General features: G+C 73.5%; 21 protein-coding genes. 14 read left to right on the top strand and 7 right to left on the bottom strand.

Annotated features, from left to right (window positions below):
- Window positions 1-104 precede the first annotated feature (104 nt).
- Window positions 105-3,413 (bottom strand): NACHT domain-containing protein, encoded by a 3,309-nt coding sequence (locus ACWCWD_RS31535; protein ID WP_450778127.1) that lies wholly within the window; start codon window positions 3,411-3,413, stop codon window positions 105-107.
- 26 nt (window positions 3,414-3,439) lie between these two features.
- Entirely contained in the window at window positions 3,440-3,799 is a 360-nt protein-coding gene (locus ACWCWD_RS31530; protein WP_450778125.1) for a trypco2 family protein, read from the bottom strand.
- A gap of 476 nt (window positions 3,800-4,275) precedes the next feature.
- Between ACWCWD_RS31530 and ACWCWD_RS31525 the strand changes: the two genes are divergently transcribed.
- Window positions 4,276-4,983, top strand: coding sequence for a M23 family metallopeptidase (locus ACWCWD_RS31525; protein ID WP_386890337.1), 708 nt, complete (start codon window positions 4,276-4,278; stop codon window positions 4,981-4,983).
- Window positions 4,984-5,105: 122 nt separating this feature from the next.
- Here ACWCWD_RS31525 and ACWCWD_RS31520 read toward each other — a convergent pair whose 3' ends face one another.
- Window positions 5,106-6,011 carry an A/G-specific adenine glycosylase gene (locus ACWCWD_RS31520; protein ID WP_450778123.1) on the bottom strand — a complete coding sequence of 302 codons (906 nt, stop codon included), beginning with the start codon at window positions 6,009-6,011 and terminating at the stop codon, window positions 5,106-5,108.
- 264 nt (window positions 6,012-6,275) lie between these two features.
- Between ACWCWD_RS31520 and ACWCWD_RS31515 the strand changes: the two genes are divergently transcribed.
- Complete coding sequence (locus tag ACWCWD_RS31515; RefSeq protein ID WP_450778121.1) at window positions 6,276-7,109, top strand: hypothetical protein; 834 nt, start codon at window positions 6,276-6,278, stop codon at window positions 7,107-7,109.
- Window positions 7,110-7,252: 143 nt separating this feature from the next.
- Here ACWCWD_RS31515 and disA read toward each other — a convergent pair whose 3' ends face one another.
- Both disA and radA read right to left on the bottom strand, forming a co-directional pair.
- The gene (gene disA, locus ACWCWD_RS31510) at window positions 7,253-8,377 is read right to left on the bottom strand and encodes a DNA integrity scanning diadenylate cyclase DisA (RefSeq protein WP_266707415.1); all 1,125 of its coding nucleotides are present in this window, start codon (window positions 8,375-8,377) and stop codon (window positions 7,253-7,255) included.
- An 80-nt stretch (window positions 8,378-8,457) separates the two neighbouring features.
- Entirely contained in the window at window positions 8,458-9,870 is a 1,413-nt protein-coding gene (gene radA, locus ACWCWD_RS31505; protein ID WP_450778118.1) for a DNA repair protein RadA, read from the bottom strand.
- Between the two features lie 82 nt (window positions 9,871-9,952).
- Between radA and ACWCWD_RS31500 the strand changes: the two genes are divergently transcribed.
- Window positions 9,953-10,786 (top strand): class I SAM-dependent methyltransferase, encoded by an 834-nt coding sequence (locus ACWCWD_RS31500; RefSeq protein ID WP_450778117.1) that lies wholly within the window; start codon window positions 9,953-9,955, stop codon window positions 10,784-10,786.
- 276 nt (window positions 10,787-11,062) lie between these two features.
- Window positions 11,063-13,198: a BACON domain-containing protein gene (locus ACWCWD_RS31495; protein WP_450778115.1), complete on the top strand. Its 2,136-nt coding sequence runs from the start codon at window positions 11,063-11,065 to the stop codon at window positions 13,196-13,198.
- 74 nt (window positions 13,199-13,272) lie between these two features.
- Here ACWCWD_RS31495 and ACWCWD_RS31490 read toward each other — a convergent pair whose 3' ends face one another.
- Window positions 13,273-14,133 (bottom strand): hypothetical protein, encoded by an 861-nt coding sequence (locus ACWCWD_RS31490; RefSeq protein ID WP_450778113.1) that lies wholly within the window; start codon window positions 14,131-14,133, stop codon window positions 13,273-13,275.
- Window positions 14,134-14,172: 39 nt separating this feature from the next.
- Between ACWCWD_RS31490 and ACWCWD_RS31485 the strand changes: the two genes are divergently transcribed.
- The 4 genes from ACWCWD_RS31485 to ilvD all read left to right on the top strand — a co-directional run bounded on the left by ACWCWD_RS31485 (window position 14,173) and on the right by ilvD (window position 18,918).
- Window positions 14,173-15,129, top strand: a complete 957-nt coding sequence (locus ACWCWD_RS31485; RefSeq protein ID WP_450778111.1) for a Ppx/GppA phosphatase family protein — start codon at window positions 14,173-14,175, stop codon at window positions 15,127-15,129.
- Window positions 15,130-15,310: 181 nt separating this feature from the next.
- Complete coding sequence (locus ACWCWD_RS31480) at window positions 15,311-16,135, top strand: sugar phosphate isomerase/epimerase family protein (protein ID WP_450778109.1); 825 nt, start codon at window positions 15,311-15,313, stop codon at window positions 16,133-16,135.
- Entirely contained in the window at window positions 16,132-16,947 is an 816-nt protein-coding gene (locus ACWCWD_RS31475; RefSeq protein WP_450778107.1) for a TetR/AcrR family transcriptional regulator, read from the top strand. Before ACWCWD_RS31480 ends, ACWCWD_RS31475 begins: the two co-directional genes overlap by 4 nt.
- Before the next feature lie 120 nt (window positions 16,948-17,067).
- Window positions 17,068-18,918, top strand: coding sequence for a dihydroxy-acid dehydratase (gene ilvD / locus ACWCWD_RS31470; protein ID WP_450778105.1), 1,851 nt, complete (start codon window positions 17,068-17,070; stop codon window positions 18,916-18,918).
- A gap of 111 nt (window positions 18,919-19,029) precedes the next feature.
- On the opposite strand, the gene ACWCWD_RS31465 is transcribed toward ilvD, so the two are convergent.
- The gene (locus tag ACWCWD_RS31465) at window positions 19,030-21,369 is read right to left on the bottom strand and encodes a protein kinase domain-containing protein (protein WP_450778224.1); all 2,340 of its coding nucleotides are present in this window, start codon (window positions 21,367-21,369) and stop codon (window positions 19,030-19,032) included.
- A gap of 124 nt (window positions 21,370-21,493) precedes the next feature.
- On the opposite strand from ACWCWD_RS31465, the gene ACWCWD_RS31460 reads away from it, so the two are divergent.
- The 6 genes from ACWCWD_RS31460 to proC all read left to right on the top strand — a co-directional run bounded on the left by ACWCWD_RS31460 (window position 21,494) and on the right by proC (window position 26,150).
- Window positions 21,494-21,907, top strand: coding sequence for an SH3 domain-containing protein (locus tag ACWCWD_RS31460; RefSeq protein WP_450778103.1), 414 nt, complete (start codon window positions 21,494-21,496; stop codon window positions 21,905-21,907).
- Between the two features lie 87 nt (window positions 21,908-21,994).
- Window positions 21,995-22,561 (top strand): hypothetical protein, encoded by a 567-nt coding sequence (locus ACWCWD_RS31455; protein WP_450778101.1) that lies wholly within the window; start codon window positions 21,995-21,997, stop codon window positions 22,559-22,561.
- A gap of 106 nt (window positions 22,562-22,667) precedes the next feature.
- A complete protein-coding gene (locus ACWCWD_RS31450; RefSeq protein ID WP_450778099.1) occupies window positions 22,668-23,468 on the top strand; it encodes a class I SAM-dependent methyltransferase in 801 nt (266 codons plus the stop codon).
- 139 nt (window positions 23,469-23,607) lie between these two features.
- Window positions 23,608-24,426, top strand: a complete 819-nt coding sequence (locus ACWCWD_RS31445) for an ABC transporter ATP-binding protein (protein ID WP_450778097.1) — start codon at window positions 23,608-23,610, stop codon at window positions 24,424-24,426.
- Window positions 24,423-25,208 carry an ABC transporter permease gene (locus ACWCWD_RS31440; RefSeq protein WP_450778095.1) on the top strand — a complete coding sequence of 262 codons (786 nt, stop codon included), beginning with the start codon at window positions 24,423-24,425 and terminating at the stop codon, window positions 25,206-25,208. The genes ACWCWD_RS31445 and ACWCWD_RS31440 overlap by 4 nt, the downstream gene beginning before the upstream one ends.
- 132 nt (window positions 25,209-25,340) lie before the next feature.
- Complete coding sequence (gene proC / locus ACWCWD_RS31435; protein WP_450778093.1) at window positions 25,341-26,150, top strand: pyrroline-5-carboxylate reductase; 810 nt, start codon at window positions 25,341-25,343, stop codon at window positions 26,148-26,150.
- The last annotated feature ends 422 nt before the right edge of the window (window positions 26,151-26,572 follow it).

The following is a 26,572-nucleotide window of genomic DNA, read 5'->3' as shown; positions in this document are numbered from 1 at the left end:
TTCCAGGCGTGCGTGAGTGAAGAAACTGCCCCGGACCGGTATCGGTCCGGGGCAGTTTCTTGTGTGCAGGGCGGGTCGGGTCCGGAGGCGTGGGACCCGCGCGGTCAGGGGCGGGTCACGGTCAGGCGGGTGCCCTCCAGGTGCTCGGCCCCGACCAGCGCGCCACCACCGCCCAGGAGCACCTCGATGTGGAGTGCCGGCCACTCGCGCAGCGGGCGCAGGTCGATCGTCGTCCCCGATCGACCGTGCAGGGTCAGGCGCCGCAGCCCGGGGAACAGGTCACGGAGCGGACGCAGCTCGGCCGCGGGGCCCTGGTCGGCCACGAGGGAGAGCGCGGACAGTTGGGACAGCGGCTCCTCGTCGCGGGGCCAGGGGCTGCCGAGAGCGTGCGTGAGGGTGACCGCAGTGATGCGCGGGGCCGCCCGGAGAGCGGTCACCAGCGAACCCGGCGAGGAGACCTTCCTCAGGCGCAGCGACTGGAGTGAGGTCCACTCGCCCAGGTTGTCCAGCTCCACGGCGCCGGACGCGCGCAGGGCCAGCTCTCGGAGGTTCGGGAGGGGCGGAATCTCGCTCAGGCGGTCGGTTGCCGACAGCATGTTCACTTCCAGGTGCTGCAGCCACGGTGCGTCGCGGAGAACGCGGAGCCGCTCCGGCGGCAGGTGGTCGATACGGAGGTTCAGTCGCCGGAGGGCGGTCCACTCCTTGAGCGGCGAGAGGTCGCCCACGCCGGTGCATCCGTCGAGGGTGAGTCGCCGAATCTGTCCGCTGTCGCGGAGTACCGAAAGGTCGGTGAGCAGCGGGTTGCGCCAGTGGGTCAGTGATTCGGGTCGGATGTACCGCAGCCCCTCACGCAGGTCCGCCTCTCCGAACGGTCCGTCGAGCGTGAGGTCCAAGGCCAGTCCGGCACTGCCCAGGTAGGGCAGAGCCAGCAGCTCCGCACGATTACCGACGGACAGGTGGGCACCGTCCAGATGCCCCTTGCCCAGGACGTCCCTCGCGAACTCCTCCGTGGGGAAGTTCGGCCACTCGGAGGACAGTTCGAGGGCCGACTCGGGTGAAACCGCGACCCACGCGCGGGCGTACGCGAGGGCCTCCCGCCCGCCGACCGCCCCGAGCAGCCATACGGTGAACCGCCTGTCGCCGGGATCGGTCGGGAGAGACGACGGATCCGGCAGGTGGGCCAGGGCATCCGCGCCGAGGGACCCGAGCAGGTCCGCCATCTCCAGCGAGGTCGGCGGGAAGAGTTCGGTGAGCGCCGCGCGCACCCGCTTCCGCGTCCCGTCGTCCAGCCACGTCGCCTGCTGGGCGGAGAGGGCGGCCAGCACGCGCACCGCCGCCACGCCGTAGGCGCCGAGCGTGTCCTCGTCGTACGACTCCGCCTGGTCCAGCAGTCCGTTCACCAGTGCGGAGAGCTGGCTGCGTCCGCAGTGTCCGGACGCCAGCGCGATCACGTCCGCCCACGACTCGTTGTGGGCGGCCCGCAGCAGTTCGTTGATCTGGTCCGACTCGACGAATTCGGCTGCCGCCAGGTAGTCCTGGAAGGTGCGGTGGGCGAATTGGTAGCTGTCGTCCGCCCGTTCCTGGAGAAGGCCGCTGCGGTTGAGCAGGTGGGTGAGGACCGCGTCCGTCGTTCCCTGCCGCCGCACCCGTTCCATGCCCGCCAGCGCCCGGTCCAGCTGGTGCAGGGCCTGACCGCGGGAGAACTCCGTCTGCCCCTCGCGCACCAGCCAGATCGCGATCCGCTGGAGGAGCAGCATCTGGTCCTCCACCTCCATGGTGATGCCCTCAGGCCCTCCGATGCCCCGCCGCTGGTCCCGGTTGCCCAGGAGCATGCCGAGCGCGGACCGGTAGAGCTTCCAGCGGGTGGTCGGCAGGAAGCCCTCCTGCCTCCGGTGCAGCGCGCAGATCACCGCGCAGAGCAGGGGAGTGCGGGCGAGGTCGCTCAGCGTGCGGTTGGTGCGGAACTGCCGGGCCAGATCCTGTTCCAGTTCGCGCAGGCGATGGTGGTCGTCGTCGTCCAGCCGTGCGGCCTCGTGCCAGGCCGCCACGAACGTCTGGATGTCCTCGTCGCGCAAGTGCAGCAGCCGGAGTTCCTCGAAGCCCTCGGCGGCCAGCCAGTCAGGTTCGACGGCGAGCGGGCGGACAGTGGCCACGCAGCGGGTCTCCGGGTAACGGGTGAGAAGGCGGGCGAGCCAGGTGTACGCCTCCTCGCGCTCCCCGGACGGCACCTCGTCCAGCCCGTCCACCAGGAGAAGGCCACGGCCCGACTCCAGCACACGCCCCGCCCAGCCGTCCGGCGCGGCGTCCACGGCCAGCCGGGCGGCCCCGGGGAGGCCCGAGGGGGCGGGCAGTTCCTCGCTGCGGGCCCGGAGGGTACGCAGGGGGACCATGAACGGGACGAGACCGTTGAGAGCCGCCAGACGGGGTGGCAGGGTCCCGGCTGCAGCGTGGGCGGCCAGCCACCACAGCAGCGTGGTCTTCCCGGCTCCCGCGTCGCCGCGGAGCAGAACCCGGGGGCGGTGGGTCAGGAGGTCGTCGATGCGCTGGGGAGTGGCCCGGGCCACGGGGAGACGGACGTCTCTGCTTATCCACCGCCCGCCCGTCTCCGCCTCCAGGCTCAGATACGCGGTGTCCAGGTCCCAGTTGTCCTCGCGGCGCCCCAGCTCGTCCAGCCCGAAGATCCTGGTGCGGCGGTAGGCGGCGCCGAGGGCGTCCGCGTACTCCTCCTCGTAGCGGATGTCGGCCGGGTAGGTGCCGTGCACCTGTTCCGTACGGGGCTGTGACCCGGTGGTCTGCTCGTACGCCTGGCGGAAGCCGGCCGACTCCAGCACGGGGCGCAGCGAGACGCACTCCACCCGTCGTCCGTCGCGGCGGGGAGGTATCTGGCGGGCGAGGCCGAGGAGGACCGCCCCGGCGAAGACCGGGCCGCCGGAGAGGCCGCTCAGCAGGGCCTCGCCGTCCTCGTCCGCGACCGGGGGCGGGCTGTCCAGATCGCAGGCCAGGAGGTTGCGGAGGAGGCCCGCCAGGGGCACCACGGTGGCGGTGTACTGGTCGGCCTCCAGATGGCGCTCGGAGCCGTACCGCTGGATCTCGGGGAAGCCGGTGATCTCGCAGCCGGGGAGGGCCTGGGCGGAGGCGAGTACACCGAGGCGCACCGGCGGGACGGGCGGCAGCGGACCGTCGGCCAGCAGGAGCGCCGCGTCCTGCTTGGCGTCCACCCAGAGGACGCGGCAGGTCACGGGTTCCGGCAGGTCCGGGTGTGCGACCGACGCGCTCGCCTCGCCCCCCAGCACGTGCGCGCAGGTCAGCACCAGCCGGTCCGTGAGCAGCACCCCGCTGCCCTGGCGGGCGGACTGGACGACGACGGTGCGGTCCGTGGGGCGTGCGGGGCGTGGACGACGTACGTGCCGCATGCGGGGCACCGGAGGAAGCACCCCGCTCATGCGCCGTCGCGTCCCCGTCCGAAGTGGGCGGTGCTGCCGCCCGGGGTGTCGTTGCCGATCTCCAGCGGGCCGGAGCCGTCGGCCTTGCGGGGGCGCAGGGTGAAGGCGACCTTGTGCGTGGTGGCGGTGGTACGGGAGGCGTCGGCGCCTGCCTCCAGCACCCAGGCCTTGACCTTGCCGCCCGCCTTGGCCTCCTTGCGGAGCTCCACGGTGAACTCCATCTGGATGTCGCCCACGCCGAAGACGACGGGGCGGCCGTTGGCGCGGGCCGCGGCCTCGATGAGCTGGTCGCGGATCGATTCGACGGCGTCGGCCAGTTCGATCCGGTCCACGGGGTGGGTCTCGTCGGTACTCATGGCAGCCCCCGATACCGCCTGCCCGGCGGCGAGATGACGTGGCGTGCCGAAGGTCCCAAAGCGGACATCCCTTGGTCCCACCGGCGGTGACAAGGCGCACAGGCCATTTCGAGCCTACTAGGGGGGTTCGTAGTGGCGCTCGGGATCGCCGGAAGGTCTTTGGTCCCGGAGGTGGCCGGGACCTTCGAAAGTGGGAATGATCTGCCGCGTTTCTGGGGCCGTGTCCAGGTTCGACCGTTTTCACCTGGGGTTTAGCGGCTCGTGTCGGCGGGTTCCCGGGGCTCGCGCGGCTTCTCCGGCGGGACGTCCCGCCCCCGATTCCCGGTGTCCGGTCTACGGCTTTTCCTCGTAGATGGGGTACTTGAGCATCGCTCCAGGGCGGGTTACCAAGGTGGAGCAAGCCCGGACAAACGCTCGGGTTTCGCCCCCCGGACAGAACGACCGGGGAGCCCCCCATCTTCGGAGGACCTACTCGTATGTCGAAGCGCGTTACGACCCCCACCCGCCCGTCCACCTCTCGTGTCCGCGGCGCTGTCCTGGCCGCCGGTCTGGGAGCGTCGATGGTCCTGGGTGCTGGCGCGGCGTTCGCCTCCGGCACCACGGGCACCGTCGCCCTCACCAGTGCCACCACCGCCGACGCGGTCGCCAAGCAGGCGTCCGCCCAGAGCAAGGCCGCTGTGGACGCCAAGAAGTCCGCCGCGGAGCAGGCCGACACGGCCAAGAAGGCCGCGGCCGCCAAGCAGGCCGCAGCGAAGAAGAACGCCGCCTCGTGGCAGGTCCCGGTGAAGCACTACACCCTGAGTGCCACCTACGGCACCGGTGGCGACCGCTGGGCGCACAAGCACTCCGGCCAGGACTTCGCGGTGCCGATCGGTACCCCGGTCCACGCGGCCCACACCGGTACGGTCGTCAAGGCCGGCCCGAACGGTGGCGGCGACGGCCCGGCGTACGGCAACGCGATCGTGATCAAGCACGCCAACGGCAAGTACACGCAGTACGCGCACCTGTCGAAGATCGACGTCCGTATCGGCCAGACCGTGAAGACCGGCCAGGAGATCGGTCTCTCCGGCAACACCGGTAACTCCAGCGGCCCGCACCTGCACTTCGAGGTCCGGACCACGGCCAACTACGGCTCGGCGATCAACCCGGTCAACTTCCTGCGGACCGTCAACGTCTCGGTCTGACCGAGCGGGATCGCGCCCAGCGCTGAGCACGGCTGATCCACGAAGCCCCCGGGACTGAACGAGAAGTTCAGTCCCGGGGGCTTCGCCGTGCCCGGAGCGATACGGGTCCCGGAGGGGCCGGATCAGGTCAGCGGCAGCCGGTAGAGGCCGTTCGCGAGGGGCTCCACCAGCCCGTCGGCCACCAGGCCGTCCAGGGCCCGGGCCCGCTGGACCGGCTCGTCCCACACCGCGTCCAGGGCGGCCTGCGAGACCGGGGCGACGGAGTCGCGCAGTACCGCGAGGAGCCGTCCGCGCACCTGCCGGTCCGTACCGGCGTACGCCTGGCCCCGGCGGGCCGGGCCCTGGTGCGCGGGCTTCCCGGCGAGCAGCCAGGCACACTGCGAGGCGATCGGGCAGCGCGAGCAGTCCTCGTTCTTCGCCGTGCAGACCAGCGCGCCGAGCTCCATCGTCGCCGCCGCCCAGGCCGCCGCCCGCTCGTCCTCCTCGGGGAGCAGCGCGCGGGCGAGCTTGCGCTCGGCGGCTGTGGTCGCGTTCGGCGGGTACTGGATGCCGGTGGACGCCCGCGCGAACACCCGGCGGACGTTCGTGTCGAGCACCGCGTGCCGCTGCCCGTACGCGAACGAGGCGACCGCCGCCGCCGTGTACTCGCCGATCCCCGGCAGCGCCAGAAGCTGGGCGTGCTCACTCGGTACGTCGCCGCCGTGGCGTTCCGTTATGGCCTGCGCCGCGCCGTGCAGGCGCAGCGCGCGGCGCGGGTAGCCGAGCCGGCCCCAGGCGCGGACCGCCTCGCCCGGCGCCTCGGCGGCCAGGTCGGCCGGGCGCGGCCAGCGGGCCATCCACTGTTCGTACACCGGGACGACCCGGTTCACCGGGGTCTGCTGGAGCATGAACTCGCTCACCATCACACCCCAGGCGCCCGCCTCGGGGCGGCGCCAGGGCAGATCGCGGGCGTGCTGCTCGAACCACCCGATGACGGGGGTGTGGAGGAGGGAAGCGGGGGGCGTGTGTGTCGAAGTCGTGGCAGTCATCGCACCTACGATCCTGGCACGGAAGGTCCGGCGACGGTCACGGGCACGGGGGTGTCGCCCCCCGGCGAGAGCCTCTGGGCGAACAACGCCACCCGTTCTGTCCCCTATGTGCCGGTCTCCTGGCGGTTGTCCGGTGCGTGTACGGCGCGGCAGGCCCTCAGCGGCCCCTCAACAGGCCCTCGCGGAATGATGATCCGTAAAAGTTGACGATCGGAGCGGCGGGTGGGGCGGGAGTTGGCCACGATCTCTCGTACAGTTTGCGACGTGGGATCTCTGCGCAAACCGGTCGGCCCGCTTCCCTCCAGCATCTACTGGCGACGGAGGGTGGTAGCGGCGATTCTGGTTGCGCTCCTCGCCGCGCTCCTCGCCTGGGTCTTCCTGCCCGGCGCGAGCAGGAAGAGCCCGCCCGACGCCAAGCCCGGCAGCTCCGAGCCCGCGCAGTCGATCACCCCCGGCCCCTCCGAATCCGGGCCGGCGATCAGCCAACAGCCCGGCGGACGCCACGAGTCGGGCGGCGCCGGTGACGGTTCCGACGGTTCGTCCGACGGCTCGTCCGACGGCTCGAACGGCGACGGCGGCGATCCCGGCACGAGCCCCTCGGCCGGCGCGGGAGCCTCCTCGGACACGGCAGGCGGCTCCGCCGCCCCGGCCGGTGGCACGGCGGGCGTCCAGGTCCCCGCGAGCTCCGCGCTCCCGGACTGCCGTCCCGCCGCTGTGCAGTTGAGCGTGCGCACCAAGGTGACGTACGACCCCGAGGAAACCCCGAAGTTCGAGCTGATCGCGAAGAACACGTCCACCGGCGACTGCAAGGCCGACCTCGGCCCGAAGGCCGTGGTGCTCACCGTCACCGACGCGAGCGGGGACGACGACGACCAGGTCTGGTCCTCGAAGGACTGCCCGACCGCGTCCGGCAGCCTCTTCTTCAAGGTCCCGGCGGGGCAGACGGTGATCCGCACGATCGACTGGAACCGCACGAGGAGCGCCCCGCACTGTGCGACCCCGGCGACCGGGAAGGCCGCCCCGGGGACGTACCTCCTGGAGGCCAAGGCTCCGGGCGAGCCGCTCCAGCGCGCGTCCTTCGTCCTCGCCAAGGACTGAGCGACCCGAGCGCATCCGCCCGCTCGCGGAGCCCGCTCGGCCCCGCCCGCTCATGAAGAAAGCCCCTCGCGAGGCACGTGCCACCGGGAGGGGCTTCTGTCATGAGTGGGCGCGGGGCCGCCCCGCGGGGCCGACCGCGTGCGTCAGACGTACCGTTCCAGGATCGAGGACTCGGCGAGCCGGGAGAGGCCCTCGCGGACGCTGCGCGCCCGCGCCTCGCCGACACCGTCCACGGTCTGGAGGTCGTCCACGCTTGCCGCGAGCAGCTTCTGCAGTCCGCCGAAGTGCTCCACAAGCCGCTCCATGATCGCGCCGGGCAGCCGCGGCACCTTCGCCAGCAGCCGGAAACCGCGCGGCGAGACGGCCGAGTCCAGCGTCTCGGGCGAACCGCTGTACCCCAGCGACCGGGCCACCACGGCGAGTTCGAGGAGCTCGGGGTGGCTCAGCGCGTCCAGCTCGGTCAGCGCCTCGGCGACCGTGCGGGAACGCTTCGCCGTCGGCTCGGGGACGTAGTCGCGTACGACGAGCTCCCGCTCCGGCTCCACGCCCGCGATCAGCTCGTCCAGCTGGAGCGCCAGCAGGCGTCCGTCGGTGCCGAGCTCGACCACGTACTCCGCGATCTCCGTGGCGATCCGGCGGACCATCTCCAGCCGCTGCGCGACGGCCGTCACGTCCCGGACCGTCACCAGGTCCTCGATCTCCAGCGCGGAGAGCGTTCCGGCGACCTCGTCGAGGCGCAGCTTGTACCGCTCCAGCGTGGCGAGGGCCTGGTTGGCGCGGGACAGGATCGCGGAGGACTCCTCCAGCACCCGCCGCTCGCCGTCGACGTACAGGGCGATCAGGCGCATCGACTGGGAGACCGAGACGACCGGGAAACCGCACGACTTGGAGACGCGGTCGGCCGTGCGGTGACGGGTTCCGGTCTCCTCGGTGGGGATCGAGGCGTCCGGGACGAGCTGGACGCCCGCCCGCAGGATCTTGGTGATGTCCTTGTCGAGGATGAGCGCGCCGTCGAGCTTGCACAGCTCGCGCAGACGGGTCGCGGCGAACTCGACGTTCATCACGAAACCGCCGGTGCACATCGACTCGACGGTCTTGTCCATGCCGAGGACGATCAGCCCGCCGGTGTTCCCCCGCAGGATGCGCTCCAGCCCGTCACGCAGGGCCGTTCCGGGCGCGACCGCGCTCAGCGAAGCGCGCATCAGCGCTTCGTTACCGGTGCCTTGGCCGGACTTTCCGGGCGATGATGCCCGGTCGTTGGCTGCCACTGCACTCCTCCGGTCACAGGTTTGCGGTGCCCTTGCGTCCCTCGTGCCGCGCGTGCGAGCGGGCGAGACCAGGGCAAAGTCTACCGGCGCGCGCCGTCCTCCTGTGGTGCCTCCGAACGAGACCGGCGCGGCAGCACCCTGAGAGCATCACCCATGTCGGCGACTTCTGTGACCTTCATACCGGCCGGGACCTTGCCCGGATCGCCCGGGACCAGCGCGTGCGTGAACCCGAGGCGGTGCGCCTCGGCCAGCCGGCGCTGCACGCCGGTGACCCTCCGCACCTCTCCGGCGAGACCCACCTCACCGATGGCGACCAGGTTCTTCGGGAGAGGGGTGTCGCTCGCCGCGCTCGCCAGCGCCAGCGCGATCGCCAGGTCCGCGGCGGGCTCGGTGAGCTTCACCCCGCCCACCGTCGCGCTGTAGATGTCCCGCTTGCCCAGCGCGCTGATCCGGCCCCGCTGCTCCAGCACCGCCAGCATCATCGAGACCCGCGAGGTCTCCAGGCCCGAGGTGGTGCGGCGGGGCGACGGGATCTGCGAGTCGACCGTGAGCGCCTGCACCTCGGCGACCAGCGGCCGCTTGCCCTCCAGGGTGACGGTCAGGCAGGTGCCGGGCACCGGCTCGTCGCGCCGCGTCAGGAAGAGGCCCGACGGATCGGCGAGACCGGTGATCCCCTCGTCGTGCAGCTCGAAGCAGCCGACCTCGTCGGTCGCGCCGTAACGGTTCTTGACGCCCCGGACCAGCCGCAGCCGCGCGTGCCGGTCGCCCTCGAACGAGAGCACCACGTCGACCAGGTGCTCCAGCAGCCGGGGCCCGGCGATGGCGCCGTCCTTGGTGACGTGGCCCACCAGCAGGGTCGCCATGCCCCGGTCCTTGGACGCGCGGATGAGCGCCCCGGCGACCTCGCGGACCTGCGCCATGCCGCCCGGCGCCCCGTCGATCTCCGGCGACGCGACCGTCTGCACCGAGTCCAGCACCAGCAGGGAGGGCTTCACCGCGTCGAGGTGGCCGAGCACGGCCGAGAGGTCGGTCTCCGCCGCGAGGTAGAGGTGGTCGTTGATCGCCCTGATCCGGTCGGCGCGCATCCGGACCTGGCTCGCGGACTCCTCCGCCGTGACGTAGAGGGTGCGGTGCTCCTCGCTCGCGGCCTTCGCGGCCACGTCGAGCAGCAGGGTCGACTTGCCGACCCCCGGCTCCCCGGCCAGCAGCACCACGGCACCCGGGACGATCCCGCCGCCCAGCACCCGGTCCAGCTCGCCGACACCGGTCGAGCGGGCCGTCGCCTGCCGGCTGTCCACCTGGCCGATGGGCAGCGCGGCGGTGGAGACCCGGCCGGCCGCGGTGGTGCGCACGGCGGGCGCGCCGCCGAACTCCTCGACGGTGCCCCAGGCCTGGCACTCCGGGCAGCGGCCGAGCCACTTGGCGGTCGTCCACCCGCACTCCGTGCAGCGGTAGGACGGACGGTCCTTCGTGGACTTCGTACGGGCAACCATGCGGTCACCTTATGGCCCGGCTACGACAATGGGGTTTCCGGAGGGCCGCGGGCGACCGCGGACCATTGTGGGAGGGGACCGCATGACCAGCACCAGTACACCGTTCGACGAGGCCGAGCGCCTGAAGTGGGCGGGCCTGGCCGACGCCTACGCCGCGTCCTTCGCCCGGCTCTGCGCCCGCACCGTGCCCGACCTGCTGGACGCGGCGGGCGTGAGCGGGGGCGCCCGCGTGCTGGACGTGGGGACCGGTACCGGGGCGGTCGCCGTCGCGGCGTGCGCGCGGGGCGCGGTCGTCACCGCCGTGGACGCGGAACCGGACATGGTGAAGAGCGCCACCGAGGCGGCCCCGGCGGCCGACGTGCGCGTCGCGCTCCTGCCCGAGCTGCCCTTCGAGGACGGCGAGTTCGACGCGGTGGCCGCCAACTTCGTCCTCAACCACGTCGGGCGCCCCCGCAAGGCGCTCGCCGAACTGCGCCGGGTGACCCGCCCCGGCGGCCGGATAGCCGTCACCATCTGGGGGGCCGAGGCCGGGGCCGGCCAGCGGCTGCTGGGCCGGGCGGTCGCCGCCGCCGGCGCCCTCCGCCCGCCGGAGGTGCCCCCGCTCGCCCCGGAGGAGGCGTTCGAGCAGACCCCCGACGGGCTCGCCGCCCTGCTGGCGGGGGCCGGGCTGACGGATGTCTCCTGTACATCGCTCGCCTGGGACCACCGGGCCACCGTCGAGGAGTGGTGGAGCGCGGCCGCGGCCGGAGTGGCGACGATCGGCCGCATCGTCACCGCCCAGACGCCCGCCACGGTGGCGGAGATCAAGCGCCACTACGAGACGCTCAGCGCGGAGTTCGCCCTCCCGGGCGGCGAGGACGAGAAGCTGCTGGTGCTGCCGCACCGCGCGCTGCTGGCGTCCGGCCGGGTGGCGTAGGCGCCCGGCAGCTCGAAGGCACGTACTGGGCCGTGTCGGACACGGCCTGGCTGTGCGTACGTCTCGTGGGCTCCGGGTGGGAGCCCACGAGGGGCGCACAGGAGCGCGGGAGCCGCGTGAGGCGGCATGAGTGCTCCGGGAGCGCTGAGGGCGCACAACGGCGCACGCGCCGGAATCGGGGGTTCCTGTCCCGTTTCGAGCGATACGTTCACCCATAGGGGTTAAAAGTCCGGAAGGGGCACCGAGGGTGTGCCCTCCTCTGCTTACGGTCGCAAGGTGACGAGCAGCAGGCTGGAGCCCCCCGCGCACACCACCGGCGCACCCCGATCGCACCGTCGCGCCCCCCACCTCCCGACGCAGCGCCCGCCCGCACGTTACGAGCCGTACCTCGACGGACTCTTCACCTACTGCCTCTCCGTCCTCTGCGACCACGAAGCCGCCACCGAGGCGCTCGGAGCCGTACTCGCCGTCGCGGAACGCCAGGACGGCCGGTGCCCCACGGGCCAGGAGGAACGTAAATCCTGGCTGTACGCGCTGGCCAGGTGGATGTGCCTGCGCGCGCTCGCCGAGCAGAAGCGCGGCCGCCAGGCCCACCGGAGGACGCCCAGGGACTCGGGCCGGGGGGCGCGCGAGGAGCGCGGTGCCGTCCTCGCGAACGCCCTCGCCCTGGCCGCCCCGGCCGAAGCCCCGGCCGGGACTCAGGACGAAGCCCCGGCTTCCGGCACGGTCGCCGGCACCGCCGGGGTGCCCGCCGGGGCCTCTGCCGGGACGCCCGCCGAGGCCCCCGCGGAGGCTCCCCGGGCCACCCCCGAGGAGGCGGTCGTGCCGCCCGTGGAGGAGACCCCCGCCTCGGAGGCCCGCCGCCGCGAACTCGCCCGGCTCGCCTGGCCGGAGGCGGCCGGCACCACGCCCGAGCAGCGGGAGGCGCTCGAACTCTCCGTACGCCACGGGCTCACCCCCCGCGCCGTCGCCTCCGTACTCGGACTCGACCCGGCCACCGCGCGCGAGCTCCTCGCGGCGGCGGCCTGCGAGGTCGAGCGGACGCGGGCCGCGCTCGCCGTCGCGGAGGACGGCACCTGTACCGCCGCCCGCCGCCTCACCGGCAACCGCCAGTCGCTGCTCTCCGCCCCGCTGCGCCGCGAACTCGTCCGCCACGTCGACGACTGCCCGGGCTGCCGCCGCGCCGCCGAACGCGCCGGAGCCACCGGCCCCTGGCCGGGCGTGGCCGTCGCTCCCGCCGCGGGGCTGGCCGTCGTGGAGGCGCCGCGCCCGTCCGTGCGCGTGGCCATGGTGCACGCCCAGCGCTCGCGCGCCGGTTCCCCGCGCTTCGACCGGACCGGCTATCCGCTCGACCCGAAGGACCACGCGGCCCGTCGCGACCGGCTGCGCGCCCGGGTCATGACGACGACGGTGGTCGCTACGGTCGTCGCCGCCCCCGTCATCGCCCTGTGGGCGGCGGCCTACCGGGGAGCGCCGTGGGCCGGCGACGCCCATGGGGGCGCCTCGGCCGCCGCCACCGAGATGGACGCGGTCGGCGACTCGGCCGGGACCTTCGCGGACGGCCAGGACGGATACGGCCGCCCCGAGGGGACCTCCCGAGGCGGGGGAGGTGGCGGAGGCGGCGGTGACGGGCACGCGGAGGACGTCCGCGCCGGTGTCCGCGGCGGCTCGCCGGACGGGTCCCGCGCCCCGGACGTCACCGCCGAGGTGATCAGCGCCGAGGCCACCGGCGGCGCCCCCCACCGGGCCGGGGCGCTGACCGTCGCCGCGCGGACCTCCGGCGGTGTCACCAGCCTCCGGCTGACGGCCTCCGGGGGCGCCCCGGTCGTCTGGGCGGCCCGTACCGATGCCCGCTGGCTGCGGCTCAGCCACACCTCGGGCACGCTCGCGGCGGGGCGGAGCGTCACCGTGCACGTCCTGGTCGACCGTCCGCGGGAGCCGCGCCACCCCTGGCGGGCCCGGGTCGTCCTGGCGCCGGGGTCCCAGCACGTACGGATCGAGGGCCGCGGCCGGGCCCCCGCGTTCACCGGCTTCCCGGCGGGCGGGCCGCTCCACCACGCGGCGCCCACCGCCCCGCCCGGCCCCTCGGGACCGGCCGCACCGGCGGCTCCCACGGCACCCACGCCCGTCCTCGCGGCCTCGTCCGGGGACACCTCGTCCGGGGACGCCCGGTCCGGCGAGACGCCGGGCCCGACGGACTCCGCCGGGCCGCCGCCGGGCACCTCGCCGGACCCGGCCGGTACGAGCGGTGCGGCGGACCCGCCCGGTCCGTCCTCGGGCCCGACCTCAGGCCCGACCTCGGGCCCGGCCGAACCGTCCCCGCCCGCCCGGTCGCCGAGCGGGGCACCCGCTCGGTCGCCGGAGCCATCCGCCCAGCCCACCGGTACCGGCGAACCGGCCCCGGCGGGCTGAGCAACAGGCGGGCCGAGCAACCGGCGGGCCGAGCAACAGGCGGACCAGGACGCGGACGCGGTACCGGCCCGGCCTCAGGCCGGGGTCACCGGATCCGCCGGGTGCGGGGCCATCGGTAGCAGCGAGGCGAGCCGCTGCTCGCAGAGCTCGACCAGCTGCGCGTACGCCTCCTTGCCCATCAGCTCCGTGAGCTCGGGGCGGTACGTCACGTACACCGGGTCACCGGCGCCGTGCGCGGAGGTGGCCGAGGTGCACCACCAGTGCAGGTCGTGGCCGCCCGGGCCCCAGCCCCGGCGGTCGTACTCGCCGATGGAGATCTGGAGCACCCGGGTGTCGTCGGGCCGGTCGATCCAGTCGTACGTACGCCGGACCGGGAGCTGCCAGCAGACGTCCGGCTTGGTCTCCAGCGGCTCCTTGCCCTCCTTCAGCGCCAGGATGTGCAGCGAGCAGCCCGCGCCACCGGCGAAGCCGGGACGGTTCTGGAAGATGCAGGAGCCCTTCCAGCGGCGCGTCTGGCGCTCACCGTCGTCGTCGATGCCGACCCAGCCCGTCTCTGTACCGACGTCGTGGAACTGCCACATCTCCGGGGTCAGCCGCTCGACGTGTCCGGCCACCCGCTGCTCGTCGTCCTCGTCCGAGAAGTGCGCGCCCAGCGTGCAGCAGCCGTCGTCCGCCCGGCCCGCCTGGATGCCCTGGCAGCCGCTGCCGAAGATGCAGGTCCACCGGGAGGTCAGCCACGTCAGGTCGCAGCGGAACACCTGCTCGTCGTCGGCCGGGTCCGGGAACTCCACCCACGCCCGGGGAAAATCGATCCCCTTCTCGTCGGACCGGTCGGGTCCGTTCTGTTCCGTCCGCTGACTCTCCTGATCCTGATCCTGCTTCGTTCTGGGCTTCTTCGTCGCTTTGCCCGGCTTCGTCTTGTTCGTCTTTGGCACGCGCCAAGCGTAAGTCCCTTTCGGCGTAGCGTTCCGGGTATGAGACTCGGAGTCCTCGACGTGGGGTCGAACACGGTTCATCTGCTGGCGATGGACGCCCACCCCGGCGCCCGGCCGCTGCCCGCGCACTCGCACAAGACGGAGCTCCGCCTCGCCCAGCTCCTCGACGCGGACGGGGCGATCGGCCCCGAGGGGGTCGACCGGCTGGTCGCCACGGTGGCCGAGGCGGTCCAGGCCGCCGAGGACAAGGGGTGCGAGGAGGTGCTGGCGTTCGCCACCTCGGCGGTACGGGACGCCACCAACGCCGACGAGGTGCTGGGCCGGGTCCGCGCCGAGACCGGGGTCGACCTCGCGGTCCTCAGCGGCGAGGAGGAGGCGCGGCTGACCTTCCTGGCCGCCCGCCGCTGGTTCGGCTGGTCGGCGGGGAAGCTGCTGCTGCTCGACATCGGCGGCGGTTCGCTGGAGATCGCCCTCGGACTGGACGAGGAACCCGCGGCGGCCGTGTCGCTGCCGCTCGGCGCCGGCCGCCTCACCGCCGGCTGGCTGCCCGGCGATCCCGCCCGCCCGGCCGACCCGGCCCGGCTGCGCGAGCTGCGCCGGTACGTACGCGCCGGAATCGCCCGTACGGTCGGGGAGTTCAGCCGCCACGGCGGGCCCGACCGGGTGGTCGCCACCTCGAAGACCTTCAAGCAGCTCGCCCGGATAGCCGGGGCGGCCCGCTCCACGGAGGGGCTGTACACCCGGCGGACCCTCTCCGCGGCCGCCCTGGGGGAGTGGGTGCCCAAGCTGGCGACGATGACCGCCGAGGAACGCGGCCACCTCCCCGGCGTCTCCCCGGACCGGGCCGGCCAGCTGCTCGCCGGGGCGCTCGTCGCCGAGGGCGCGATGGACCTCTTCGGGATCACCGAGCTGGAGATCTGCCCCTGGGCGCTCCGCGAGGGCGTCATCCTGCGCCGCCTCGACCACCTCCCGGCGGAACGCCGCGCGCTGAGCTGACGCCGACGGCCTGCGGGCGGGGGCCATGAGCGGGGGCCGTCCACGAGCGGGCCGCCTACGAGCGGCGCCTGCGGGCGGGGCCGTTCACGGCCGTTCACGGCCGCTCGCGCCCGGTCATGGCCCTTCTCACTTTCGCTCCCGCCCTCTCGGCGGCGCGCGTTCGGGCCCGTACGCTGTCCAGGTGGCAGATCCAGCGGTGCGCATCCCCGATGCGAAGGTCGCCCTGTCGACGGCCTCGGTCTATCCGGAGTCGACGGCGACGGCCTTCGAGATCGCCGCGCGCCTGGGGTACGACGGTGTCGAGGTCATGGTGTGGACCGATCCGGTCAGCCAGGACATCGAGGCGCTGCGGCGCCTCTCCGACTACCACCAGGTCCCGATCCTCGCCGTGCACGCGCCCTGTCTGCTGATCACGCAGCGGGTCTGGTCCACCGACCCGTGGGTCAAGCTCCAGCGGGCGAAGTCCGCCGCCGAGCGGCTCGGCGCCTCCGCCGTCGTGGTCCACCCGCCGTTCCGGTGGCAGCGCCACTACGCCCGCGACTTCGTCGACGGGATCTGGCGCATGGCGAACGAGACCGACGTCCGGTTCGCCGTCGAGAACATGTACCCGTGGCGCTACCGGGACCGCGAGATGCTCGCGTACGCCCCGGACTGGGACGTCACCCACGACGACTACCGGCACTTCACCGTCGACCTCTCGCACACCTCGACGGCCCGTACGGACGGCCTCGCCATGGTGGACCGGATGGGCGACCGGCTCGCCCACGTCCACCTCGCCGACGGCAAGGGCTCCGGCAAGGACGAGCACCTGGTGCCCGGCCGGGGCGACCAGCCCTGCGCGGAGCTGCTGGAGCGGCTGGCGCGCACCGGCTTCGACGGGCACGTGGTCCTGGAGGTCAACACCCGCCGGGCCATGTCCTCCGCCGAACGCGAGGCGGACCTCGCCGAGGCGCTCGCCTTCACCCGGCTCCACCTCGCCGCGGCCAAGCGGACGCCCCGGCCGTGACCCCCCGCTCCACGCCGGACGGTGCCACGCCGGACCGCTCCACGCCGGACCGTGCCGCCCCGGACGGTGCCGCCTCGGAGAAGCCCGCCGCCCCTGAGCGGCCCGCCGCCCCGCGCCGCAGGGGCCGCCCCTCGCGTGCCGCCGCCCAGGACGGCCCGGACGCCCGGACCCGCATCCTGGAGTCGGCCCGTACGGAGTTCGCCGAGCGCGGCTACGACAAGGCGTCGATGCGCTCCATCGCCCGGGCCGCCGGGGTCGACGCGGCGCTGGTCCACCACTACTTCGGGACGAAGGACGAGGTGTTCGCGGCAGCCGTGGAGCTCTCCTTCGTACCCGCCCTCGTCGTCCCGCAGATCCTGGGCGGCCCGCTGGACGGGGTGGGGGAGCGGATGGCCCGCTACTTCGTCTCGGTGTGGGAGAACCCCGTCAGCCGGGCGCCGCTGCTGGCGATCGTCCGGTCCGCGCTCACCCACGAGGCGGCGGCGAAGGTGCTGCGGACCTTCGTGCTGCGGCGGCTGCTGGAGCGGATCGCGGCGGAGCTGGACGTACCCGACCCGACGTTCCGCGCCGAACTGGCCGCCTCGCACCTGGTCGGCATCGCGATCCTGCGGTACGTCGTACGGACCGAGCCGCTCGCGTCGGCGGACCCGGAGCGGATCGTCGCGATGGTCGCGCCCACCATCCAGCGCTATCTGACCGAGGACGGCCCGCACGCCCAGCCGGACCCGGCGGACCCGGCGGCGGGAGCCCCCGGCGGGACGGATCCCGGCGGGTCCGCACCCGCCGCGCCTGCCGCACCGACCGCTCCGTGAGCAGAGCGTCCCGTTATCCGGACAGGCTGTCCAGATCCTGGAGACGGGGCGTAGGCTCGGAACAGTCTTTTCCGTCGAAGTAGACAGTCTTTTCTTTATCTGTCGAAGGAGCGAGCGACGATGCCGCAGCTGAGGTCCCGCACTGTCACCCACGGTCGCAACATGGCGGGCGCGCGCGCCCTTATGCGGGCGTCGGGCGTAGCGAGCGAGGACATCGGCAAGCCGATCATCGCCGTCGCGAACTCCTTCACCGAGTTCGTCCCCGGCCACACCCACCTGTCGCCGGTCGGCCGGATCGTCTCCGAGGCGATCCACGCCGCGGGCGCGGTGGCGCGCGAGTTCAACACGATCGCGGTGGACGACGGCATCGCGATGGGCCATGGCGGCATGCTCTACAGCCTGCCCTCGCGCGACCTGATCGCCGACTCGGTCGAGTACATGGTCGAGGCGCACTGCGCGGACGCGCTGATCTGCATCTCCAACTGCGACAAGATCACCCCCGGCATGCTGATGGCGGCCCTCCGCCTCAACATCCCGACGATCTTCGTCTCCGGTGGCCCCATGGAGTCCGGCCGGGCCACCCTCGTCGACGGCACCGTCCGCACCCTCGACCTCGTCGACGCCATGTCCGACGCGGTCAACGACAAGATCTCCGACGCGGACATGCTCCGTATCGAGGAGAACGCCTGTCCCACCTGCGGCTCCTGTTCCGGCATGTTCACGGCCAACTCCATGAACTGCCTCGCCGAGGCCATCGGCCTCGCCCTCCCCGGCAACGGCTCGACGCTCGCCACCCACACCGCCCGCCGCGCCCTCTACGAGAACGCCGGCCGCACGATCGTCGAGATCACCAAGCGCCACTACGAGCAGGACGACGAGACCGTCCTGCCCCGCGCCATCGCGAGCCGCGCCGCGTTCGAGAACGCCATGGCCCTCGACATCGCCATGGGCGGCTCGACCAACACGATCCTGCACCTCCTCGCCGCCGCCCAGGAGGCCGAGCTCGACTTCGGTCTGCCGGAGATGGACGAGATCTCGCGCCGCGTCCCCTGCCTCGCCAAGGTCGCGCCGAACGTCGCCAGGAACCGTACGTACTACATGGAGGACGTCCACCGCGCCGGTGGCATCCCCGCCATCCTCGGCGAGCTGCACCGCGGCGGACTCCTCAACGAGGACGTCCACTCCGTGCACTCCGCCTCCCTCGCCGACTGGCTGAAGAACTGGGACGTGCGCGGCGGTTCGCCCGCCCCCGAGGCCGTCGAGCTGTGGCACGCGGCCCCCGGCTGCGTCCGCTCCGCCACCGCCTTCTCGCAGTCCGAGCGCTGGGACACCCTCGACACGGACGCCGCCGAGGGCTGCATCCGCTCCGTCGAGCACGCCTACTCCAAGGACGGCGGCCTCGCGGTCCTCAAGGGCAACCTCGCCGTGGACGGCTGCGTCGTGAAGACCGCCGGAGTCGACGAGTCGATCTGGACCTTCGAGGGCCCGGCCGTCGTCTGCGAGTCGCAGGAGGCGGCCGTCGAGAAGATCCTGCTGAAGCAGGTCAAGGAGGGCGACGTGGTCGTCATCCGCTACGAGGGCCCCAAGGGCGGCCCCGGCATGCAGGAGATGCTCTACCCGACCTCGTACCTGAAGGGCCGCGGCCTCGGCAAGGCGTGCGCGCTGATCACCGACGGCCGGTTCTCCGGCGGTACGTCGGGCCTGTCGATCGGCCACGCCTCCCCCGAGGCGGCCTCCGGAGGCACGATCGCTCTGGTCGAGGACGGCGACCGCATCCGCATCGACATCCCGAACCGCTCCATCGAGCTGCTCGTCCCGGACGCCGAGCTGGCGGCCCGCCGCGAGGCGCTGAACGGCGTGTACGCGCCGAAGAACCGCGAGCGCAAGGTCTCGGCCGCGCTGCGCGCGTACGCCGCGATGGCGACCAGCGCGGACCGGGGCGCGGTGCGCGACGTCTCCAAGCTCGGCTGACCGCTCGTACGACGCGACGAACCGCCCGGCCGCCCCGCGAGGGGGGCCGGGCGGTTCGTCGTTCCGGGGTCCCGCAGGACCCGCCGGGCGGCCGGACCCGGGGCCCGCGCCTCACCAGGAGCCCGGATCGTTCCCGTCCACCGCGAAGACGGAGCCGTCCGGCGCGGTGCCGACGACGTGCCCGCCGACCGGTACGGGCTCGGCCGGCCAGGAGGTCGTCGAGAGCTCCCCCGACCCCAGCCGGGGGGCCGTCTGCCCGAGCAGGGTGCCCCGCCGGGTGTCCACGGCGAGGAGCCGTCCGTCCGCCGCCGTGAAGTACAGGCGGTCGTCCGCTGCCGTCACCGGGAGCGACGACAGACCCACCCCGGTCTCCAGCCGCCACCGTTCGGCGCTGCCGCCGTCCGCCGCGGCGCGGGTCCGCAGAGCCACGACGGCGCCGCCGGGCGCCAGCAGATAGGCGGTGTCACCGCCGACGACGATGTTCGGTCCCGTCATCCGGAACGGCAGCGGAATCCGTTGCGCCGTCCGCCCTCCGGGGTCGTACCGCACCAGAGCGTCCGTCGCCGAGTCCTCTCCCGTCGCCTTCAGGATCAGCGCTCCTTCCGACACGCCGACAGGCGTCAGCATGCCGTCCAGCCGCCGCTGCCACCGGAGGCCCCCCGTCGTCGGGTCGATCGCCGTGACGAGGGTGGTGGCCCGGTCCGGCGCGTTCTCGTAGAGATAGGCGACCCCGGTCGAAGGGTCGTGGAAGCCGAAGGCCGGAAGTGTGTGCCCCGCGAGTCGTTCGCTCCAGCGCACCGCCCCCGTCCCGGAGTCGAGCCCCTCGGCGGCGCCCCCGCCGCCGAGGCGGAGCAGCGTGTTACCGGTGCTCCGGAGGGTGCCGGTGGCCGGGGGCGTGTCCGTCGACCAGATCGGCGCACCGTCCTCGGAGCCGTAGGCCCGGAGAGCCCCGCCCGGCTCGTCGACCAGGACGGCACGACCGCCCGGGGCGAGCGCCTCCCCCTTGTACGAGGAGTCCTGGTGCGACCAGAGGGTGTGCCCGTCCGCGGGGTCGAGGCGGGCGATGCCGTAGCCGGGCGCTGAGCAGTAGAGCGCGGCCTCGCGCGCGCCCCCGCCGCCGGACGGGGACGTGCTGCCCCCGCCGCCGGACGCGGCCGCCGTGAAGCAGTACGGGATCGAGCCCGCCGCCCCCGGCAGGACGGTCCGCCACGGGACGAAGGCGGCCACCGTGCCCGGCGCCGCGCCGTCCGGCTCCGCCGCCCGGCCCGGTGGCGTACCCGCGCCCACCTCCGCGTACACCGCGCCTCCCGTGGCGAGCGTCAGCAGCGCCGCCGCGCCGGCCACCCACCGCGCGCGGCGCGTCGGCCGTCGCCCGGCCACCGGGGCACGGTCCGGTGGGGCGGGCACGCTCCGTACGTGGGTCGTCCCGACGGAGGGAGGCGGCCCTGCCGGGGCGACGTCCTGCGGGGCCCCGGCACCCGGAGCCCCGGCGCCTGGGGCACCGCCCCGCTCCCGCGCGTGCGTGGGTGCCGCCGTGTCCTCCGGAAGCCGCTCCGGGTTCCCTCCGGCCCGGGACTCCCCGGGCGCCGGGCGCCGCTGGGCCGGCACGAAGGCCGCCGCGTCGTACGAGGGCGGCAGCAGCGCCGCCATGATTTCGTCGGGGGTCGGCCGCTGTGCCGGGTCCTTCGCCAGGCACTGCGCCACGAGCGCGGTGAGGTCGGCGGGCACCCCGGTCAGATCGGCCTCGTCGTGCACCACCTGATACGCCACCAGGTACGGGCTGTCCGAGTCGAACGGCCCCCGCCCGGTAGCCGCGTGGACCAGCACCGCGCCCAGCGCGAACACGTCGGCGGCCGGTCCGACCTCACGCGGACGCTGGAACTGCTCGGGCGCCATGTAGGGCGGCGAGCCGATCAGCTTCCCCGTCTCCGTACGCAGCTCGCTGTCGTACGGACGGGAGATCCCGAAGTCGATGACCTTCGGCCCGGAGTCCGGCAGCAGCACGTTGCTCGGCTTCAGATCGCGGTGGATGACGCCCGCCCGGTGGATGTCCCGCAATGCCTCGGCGAGTCCGGCGGTGAGGCGTCGCAGCTGCGCCGGGCTCATCGGACCATTCCGCTTCACCTGGGCGGAGAGCGTCGGGCCGGGCACGTACAGCGTCGCCATCCAGGGCAGCGCGGCGGCCGGATCGGCGTCGACGACCGGCGCCGTGAAGGCTCCGCTGACCCGCCGGGCGGCCGTGACCTCCTGCCGGAAACGCGCCCGGAACTCGGGGTCCGCCGCGTAACTCCGATGCACGATCTTGATCGCCAGCGGGAGCCCCGAGGCGGACGTGGCGAGGTGCACCACCCCCATGCCGCCTTCGCCGAGGCGCCCCTCCAGGCGGTACCGGCCGGCGTACTCGGGATGTTCCGCTTCCGGACCCGACCCGGCTTCCCGCAGCGGCGCCATCACCCACCCCCGTGTGTTCGACCGCAAGCGCGACGCACGGAGCCTATTCGATGCTTCGTCCGTACCGCGCAAGGGTTGTTAGCCTGCGCGTCACCTGTACCGATCCGACCCGGGGGAGGGCCGTATGGCCGTCGAAGAGAACACCGCCGAAGTAACCGCCCCATCGAACGAAGCCGGCTCCGGGAGCGCGGTGGACACGCTCCAGGAGCAGGTACCGGTCGTACCGGAGACGGCGAAGACCCTGGCCGTCGAGCCGGCGGCCGGCACCGCGACGCTCGCCTCGTACGAGGTCGCCCGCTACCCGATCGCCCCGGGCTACCGCGTCAACGTCCGCACCGGCCCGGGCACCGAATACCCCATCGTCCGGCTGATGCCGTACGGGATGACCGTGCCGATCTTCTGCCAGAAGACGGGCGAGCGGGTCACCGGCCCCTATGGCTCCTCGAATCTCTGGGACTGCATCGCGAACGGCGAGTTCGTCTCCGACGCGTACGTGCACACCGGCAGCGACGGCTGGGTCGCCAGCCGCTGCGCCTGAGCCGATCCGGCCGGGCCGGCCGGCGGGGGCGGTCGGCGGGGGCGTGGGGGCACCCCGCCGGCCGGCCCGCGCGGAATAATCGACGGCGTGAGCGAGAACAGCGTGACCACCGGAACCACCGGAACCGACGGAACAACCGGCGCGAGCCCGCACCGCGGAACGGCCCCCGGCCCGCAGCCGGAGACGCTCCGCTTCTTCGGCACCACCTGGGTCGACCACGACGGCGGATACGCGCTGCGACGGGTCGGCGTCTCGGCCGGATCACTGGCCGCGGCCGTCGCCTCCTGCGTGGTCCTGCGCTTCGCCTTCAGCGGCCTGGAGGTCGCCGCGATCGGCAGCTTCCTGAACATCCTGGTCGTGCTGATGTTCGCCGTGTGCAGCGCCATCGCCTTCCGCAAGACCTGGGACGGCTTCCGCGCCCGCCCGGCGGACCCGGGCCGCGAGGACAACCTGCGGGGCCTCAAGACGATCGGCTTCGTCGGCTCCCTGCTCGCGTACTTCGTCCGCTCGCTCCGCGAAGCGCCCGGCGAGACGCTGCTGCGCACCGAGTACGAGGCCGCCCTCGCCCGCTACACCAAGCGCCGCACGACCCGTACCGGCAACCCGGCGGCCCGCAAGGCCGGGAACGCCGGGAAGCCCCGCACTGGCAAGTAAAGCGTGTTGCGGAAGTCCCGCCTGTCCGGCGGGCGGACGGCGCTACTTTCGCAACACGCTTCAGGGGCCGTCCCGCACCCATTCGACCTCCCGAAGGACGTGTCGCATGCCGCCCACACCACCCGCCACACCGTCCCCCGCCCCCGCGTCGGTCCGCGCGCTCTCGTTCAGCGGTGCCGCCGCCCTGTACGCCGCGGCCCGGCCCGGCTACCCGCCGGAGGTGTTCGCGGTCCTGGAGGAGGTGACCGGACGCGCCCTCTCCACGCTGGGCGCGGTCGACGTGGGCGCGGGCACCGGTATCGCCACCCGTGAGCTCGTCCGGCGCGGCGCCCGCGTCACCGCCGTCGAACCGGGCGCCGGAATGGCAGCCGAACTGCGCCGGTCCCTGCCCGAGGTGCCGGTGGTACGCGGCGACGGCAACCGGCTCCCGTTCGCCGACGGCTCCGCCGACCTCGTCACGTACGCCCAGTCCTGGCACTGGACCGACCAGGCCCGTTCCTGGCCGGAAGCCGTCCGCGTCCTGCGCCCCGGCGGGGTCCTCGCCCTCTGGTGGAACGTCGCCGACCACCGGGCCCCCTGGGTCGCCGAACAGGACGCGCGCATCCGCCGCCACCTGGGCGCGGACCACGGCGTGCACGCCACCCCCGCCCCCGGCACCCCCTCCCGCGCCGTGGGCCTGCCCGAGGAGGGGCCCGTGGGCCGGCTGCTGCCCTGGTCCCGCCGGGTGAGCGTCCGTACCCACCTGGACAACCTCGCCAGCCACTCCGCGTTCCTGGTGCGGGGCGAGGAGCACGCCGAGGCCGACCGCCGCTTCTTCGCCGAGGAGGGCGCCCGCCTGCTGGAGCTCTTCCCCGACGGCACGGTCGAGGAGCGGTACGTCGTCGACCTCACGACCGTCACGGTCTGAGGACCCGGCCCACCGCGCGGCAGGCGGAAGACAGACGGACGGCAGGCCGTCCGCACCCGGCCCGGAGCCCCGGAATTCCCAGGGACTCCGGGCTTTCCCATGCCTTGACGGGGAGACCGCCGCGGAGCATATTCATCGCATGATGAATAATCAGCGCACCGGCGGTCCCGACCCCGCGCCACCACCCCCCGGGTCCCCGGCGCCCGCGGCCGTCCGCGCCGAGGGCCTCACCGTCGTACGCGGCGACCGCACCGTGCTGCGCGGCCTCGGCTTCACCGTCGAACCCGGCAGGATCACCGGCCTCCTCGGCCCCTCCGGCTGCGGCAAGAGCACCCTGATGCGCGCGATCGTCGGCACCCAGGCCCAGGTCACCGGCGCGCTCGACGTCCTCGGCACCCCCGCCGGACACCCCGGCCTCCGCTCGCGCGTCGGGTACGTCACCCAGGCCCCGTCCGTCTACTCCGACCTCACGGTCCGCCAGAACCTGGAGTACTTCGCGGCCGTGCTCCTCCCCGGCCGGGCCCACCGCCCCACCCGCCGCGCCGCCGTCGCCCGCGCCATCGACGACGTGGACCTCACGAGCCACGCCGACGCCCTGGCCGGGCGCCTCTCCGGCGGGCAGCGCAGCCGTGTCTCCCTCGCCGTCGCCCTGCTCGGGGAGCCCGAACTCCTCGTCCTGGACGAACCGACCGTCGGCCTCGACCCCGTCCTCCGCCGCGACCTGTGGGACCTCTTCCACGCCCTCGCCGCCGACCGGGGCACCACGATCCTGGTCTCCTCCCACGTCATGGACGAGGCCGAGCGCTGCCACCGGCTGCTCCTGATGCGCGAGGGCGCCCTCCTCGCCACGGGGACCCCGGAAGAGCTGCGTACCCGTACCGCGGGCACCACCGTGGAGGAGGCGTTCCTCCGCCTCGTCGACGAGGCGTCCGCCCAGCCCGAGGAGACCGCGCGATGAGCAGCGACACCCTTCCCGCCGCCACCCCCGCACCGGCCCGGCCCCTCACCCCGGCCCGCACCCTCGCCACCGCGGGCCGTGTCCTGCGCCAGCTCCGCCACGACCCCCGCACCATTGCCCTGCTGCTGGTGATCCCCGTCGTGATGATCGTCCTGCTGCGGTACGTCTTCGACGGCAGCCCGGGGACCTTCGACTCCATCGGCGCCTCGCTGCTCGGGATCTTCCCGCTCATCACGATGTTCCTGGTGACCTCCATCGCCACCCTGCGCGAACGCACCTCGGGGACCCTGGAACGCCTCCTCGCCCAGCCGCTCGGCAAGGGCGACCTGATCGCGGGCTACGCGCTCGCCTTCGGGGCGATCGCCGTCGTCCAGACCCTGCTGGCCACCGCGGTCTCCGTCTGGCTCCTCGGCCTGGACGTCGTCGGCTCGCCCTGGCTGCTGATGCTGGTGGCGCTGCTCGACGCCCTCCTCGGCACGGCACTCGGCCTCTTCGTCTCGGCGTTCGCGGCCTCCGAGTTCCAGGCCGTCCAGTTCATGCCGGCGGTGATCTTCCCGCAGCTCCTGCTCTGCGGCCTCTTCACCCCGCGCGACCAGATGCAGCCCGTCCTGGAGGCGATCTCGAACGTCCTGCCCATGTCGTATGCCGTGGACGGCATGAACCAGGTGCTCCACCACCCCGACGTCACCGGCGACTTCGTCCGGGACGTGGCCGTGGTCGCGGGCTGCGCCCTGCTGGTCCTCGGCCTGGGAGCGGCCACCCTGCGCCGCCGTACCGCCTGAGCCTGTCCGCCCTGCGGTCACCCGACCGGCTCCGGGCGGGCCCGGTGCGAGGATGACCGCGACGAGCACGGGACGGAGCCCGGAGCACACCGCGTGCCGAGAACCGTGAGCACAGCCCGGAGGGTGAACCGCATGACCCAGACAGTCGCAGTCCTCGGCACCGGCAAGATCGGCGAGGCGCTCCTCAGCGGAATGATCCGGGCCGGCTGGCGCCCGGCGAACCTGCTGGTCACCAGCCGCCGCGCCGAGCGCGCCGAGGAACTGCGGACCCGGTACGGAGTCGAGTCGGTCGGCAACGCGGAAGCGGCCAAGAGCGCGGACATCCTCATCCTCGCGGTGAAGCCCCAGGACATGGGCACCCTGCTGGACGAGCTCGCCCCGCACCTGACCGCCGACCGCCTCGTCATCAGCGCCGCCGCCGGCATCACCACGGCGTTCATCGAGGACAAGCTGCCGTCCGGCACCCCCGTGGTCCGGGTCATGCCGAACACCCCCGTGCTCGTGGACGAGGGGATGTCCGTCCTCTCCGCGGGCAGCCACGCGACGGGCGACCACCTCGCCACCACCGAGGAGATCTTCGGCGGCGTCGGCAAGACGCTCCGGGTCCCCGAGTCCCAGCAGGACGCCGCCACCGCCCTCTCCGGCTCGGGTCCGGCGTACTTCTACTTCCTGGTCGAGGCCATGACCGACGCCGGAATCCTCCTGGGCCTCCCGCGCGCCCAGGCGCACGACCTGATCGTGCAGGCGGCCATCGGCGCCGCGGTGATGCTCCGCGACAGCGGCGAACACCCGGTCAAGCTCCGCGAGGCCGTGACCAGCCCGGCCGGCACCACCATCAGCGCCATCCGCGAGCTGGAGAACCACGGGGTGCGCGCCGCCCTGATCGCCGCCCTCGAAGCGGCCCGCGACCGCAGCCGCGAGCTCGCCTCCGGCCAGGGCTGACCCGGTACGGACCCCGAGGGGCCCGCCGTCACGCCGCCCTCTGCGGGCCCCGCAGAGGGCGGCAGCCCCGGGGTTGACACGCCGCCCTCCGATCCGTAGTGTGCTCCGAGTTGTCCGACGTGAGCGCCGACCCCGGTCGGTCCCCGGACAGCCATTCCGCACCACCACTCAACAAGGCCCGACTTTCCGTCGTGTGCCTTTGCGTGTGCTTGTGTGAAATGAGGATTGCCCGTTCGAGAGAACAGCCCCGATTAGCGTCGGAGCCCGGTAATCCGCTAAAGTCTCACTCGTCGGAACGGCCCGCAACGGCCGGGAAGACAAGCCCCGCTGACTGGGAATCAGGCCCGAAAGGATCTGATAGAGTCGGACTCGCCGGAAAGGGAAACGCGAAAGCGAAGAACTGGAAAGCGAAACCCGCTTCG

It is taken from the genome of Streptomyces sp. NPDC001493, from assembly GCF_053597235.1.
This window is presented reverse-complemented; position numbering and strand designations above follow the sequence as displayed.

Bases quoted from the DNA above. Each gene is read 5' to 3' on its own strand.
- ACWCWD_RS31535 (WP_450778127.1), bottom strand. From the start codon at position 3,413: ATGCGGCACGTACGTCGTCCACGCCCCGCACGCCCCACGGACCGCACC.
- ACWCWD_RS31530 (WP_450778125.1), bottom strand. From the start codon at position 3,799: ATGAGTACCGACGAGACCCACCCCGTGGACCGGATCGAACTGGCCGAC.
- ACWCWD_RS31525 (WP_386890337.1), top strand. From the start codon at position 4,276: ATGTCGAAGCGCGTTACGACCCCCACCCGCCCGTCCACCTCTCGTGTC.
- ACWCWD_RS31520 (WP_450778123.1), bottom strand. From the start codon at position 6,011: ATGACTGCCACGACTTCGACACACACGCCCCCCGCTTCCCTCCTCCAC.
- radA (WP_450778118.1), bottom strand. From the start codon at position 9,870: ATGGTTGCCCGTACGAAGTCCACGAAGGACCGTCCGTCCTACCGCTGC.
- ACWCWD_RS31500 (WP_450778117.1), top strand. From the start codon at position 9,953: ATGACCAGCACCAGTACACCGTTCGACGAGGCCGAGCGCCTGAAGTGG.
- ACWCWD_RS31485 (WP_450778111.1), top strand. From the start codon at position 14,173: ATGAGACTCGGAGTCCTCGACGTGGGGTCGAACACGGTTCATCTGCTG.
- ilvD (WP_450778105.1), top strand. From the start codon at position 17,068: ATGCCGCAGCTGAGGTCCCGCACTGTCACCCACGGTCGCAACATGGCG.
- ACWCWD_RS31465 (WP_450778224.1), bottom strand. From the start codon at position 21,369: ATGGCGCCGCTGCGGGAAGCCGGGTCGGGTCCGGAAGCGGAACATCCC.
- ACWCWD_RS31460 (WP_450778103.1), top strand. From the start codon at position 21,494: ATGGCCGTCGAAGAGAACACCGCCGAAGTAACCGCCCCATCGAACGAA.
- ACWCWD_RS31450 (WP_450778099.1), top strand. From the start codon at position 22,668: ATGCCGCCCACACCACCCGCCACACCGTCCCCCGCCCCCGCGTCGGTC.
- ACWCWD_RS31445 (WP_450778097.1), top strand. From the start codon at position 23,608: ATGATGAATAATCAGCGCACCGGCGGTCCCGACCCCGCGCCACCACCC.
- ACWCWD_RS31440 (WP_450778095.1), top strand. From the start codon at position 24,423: ATGAGCAGCGACACCCTTCCCGCCGCCACCCCCGCACCGGCCCGGCCC.
- proC (WP_450778093.1), top strand. From the start codon at position 25,341: ATGACCCAGACAGTCGCAGTCCTCGGCACCGGCAAGATCGGCGAGGCG.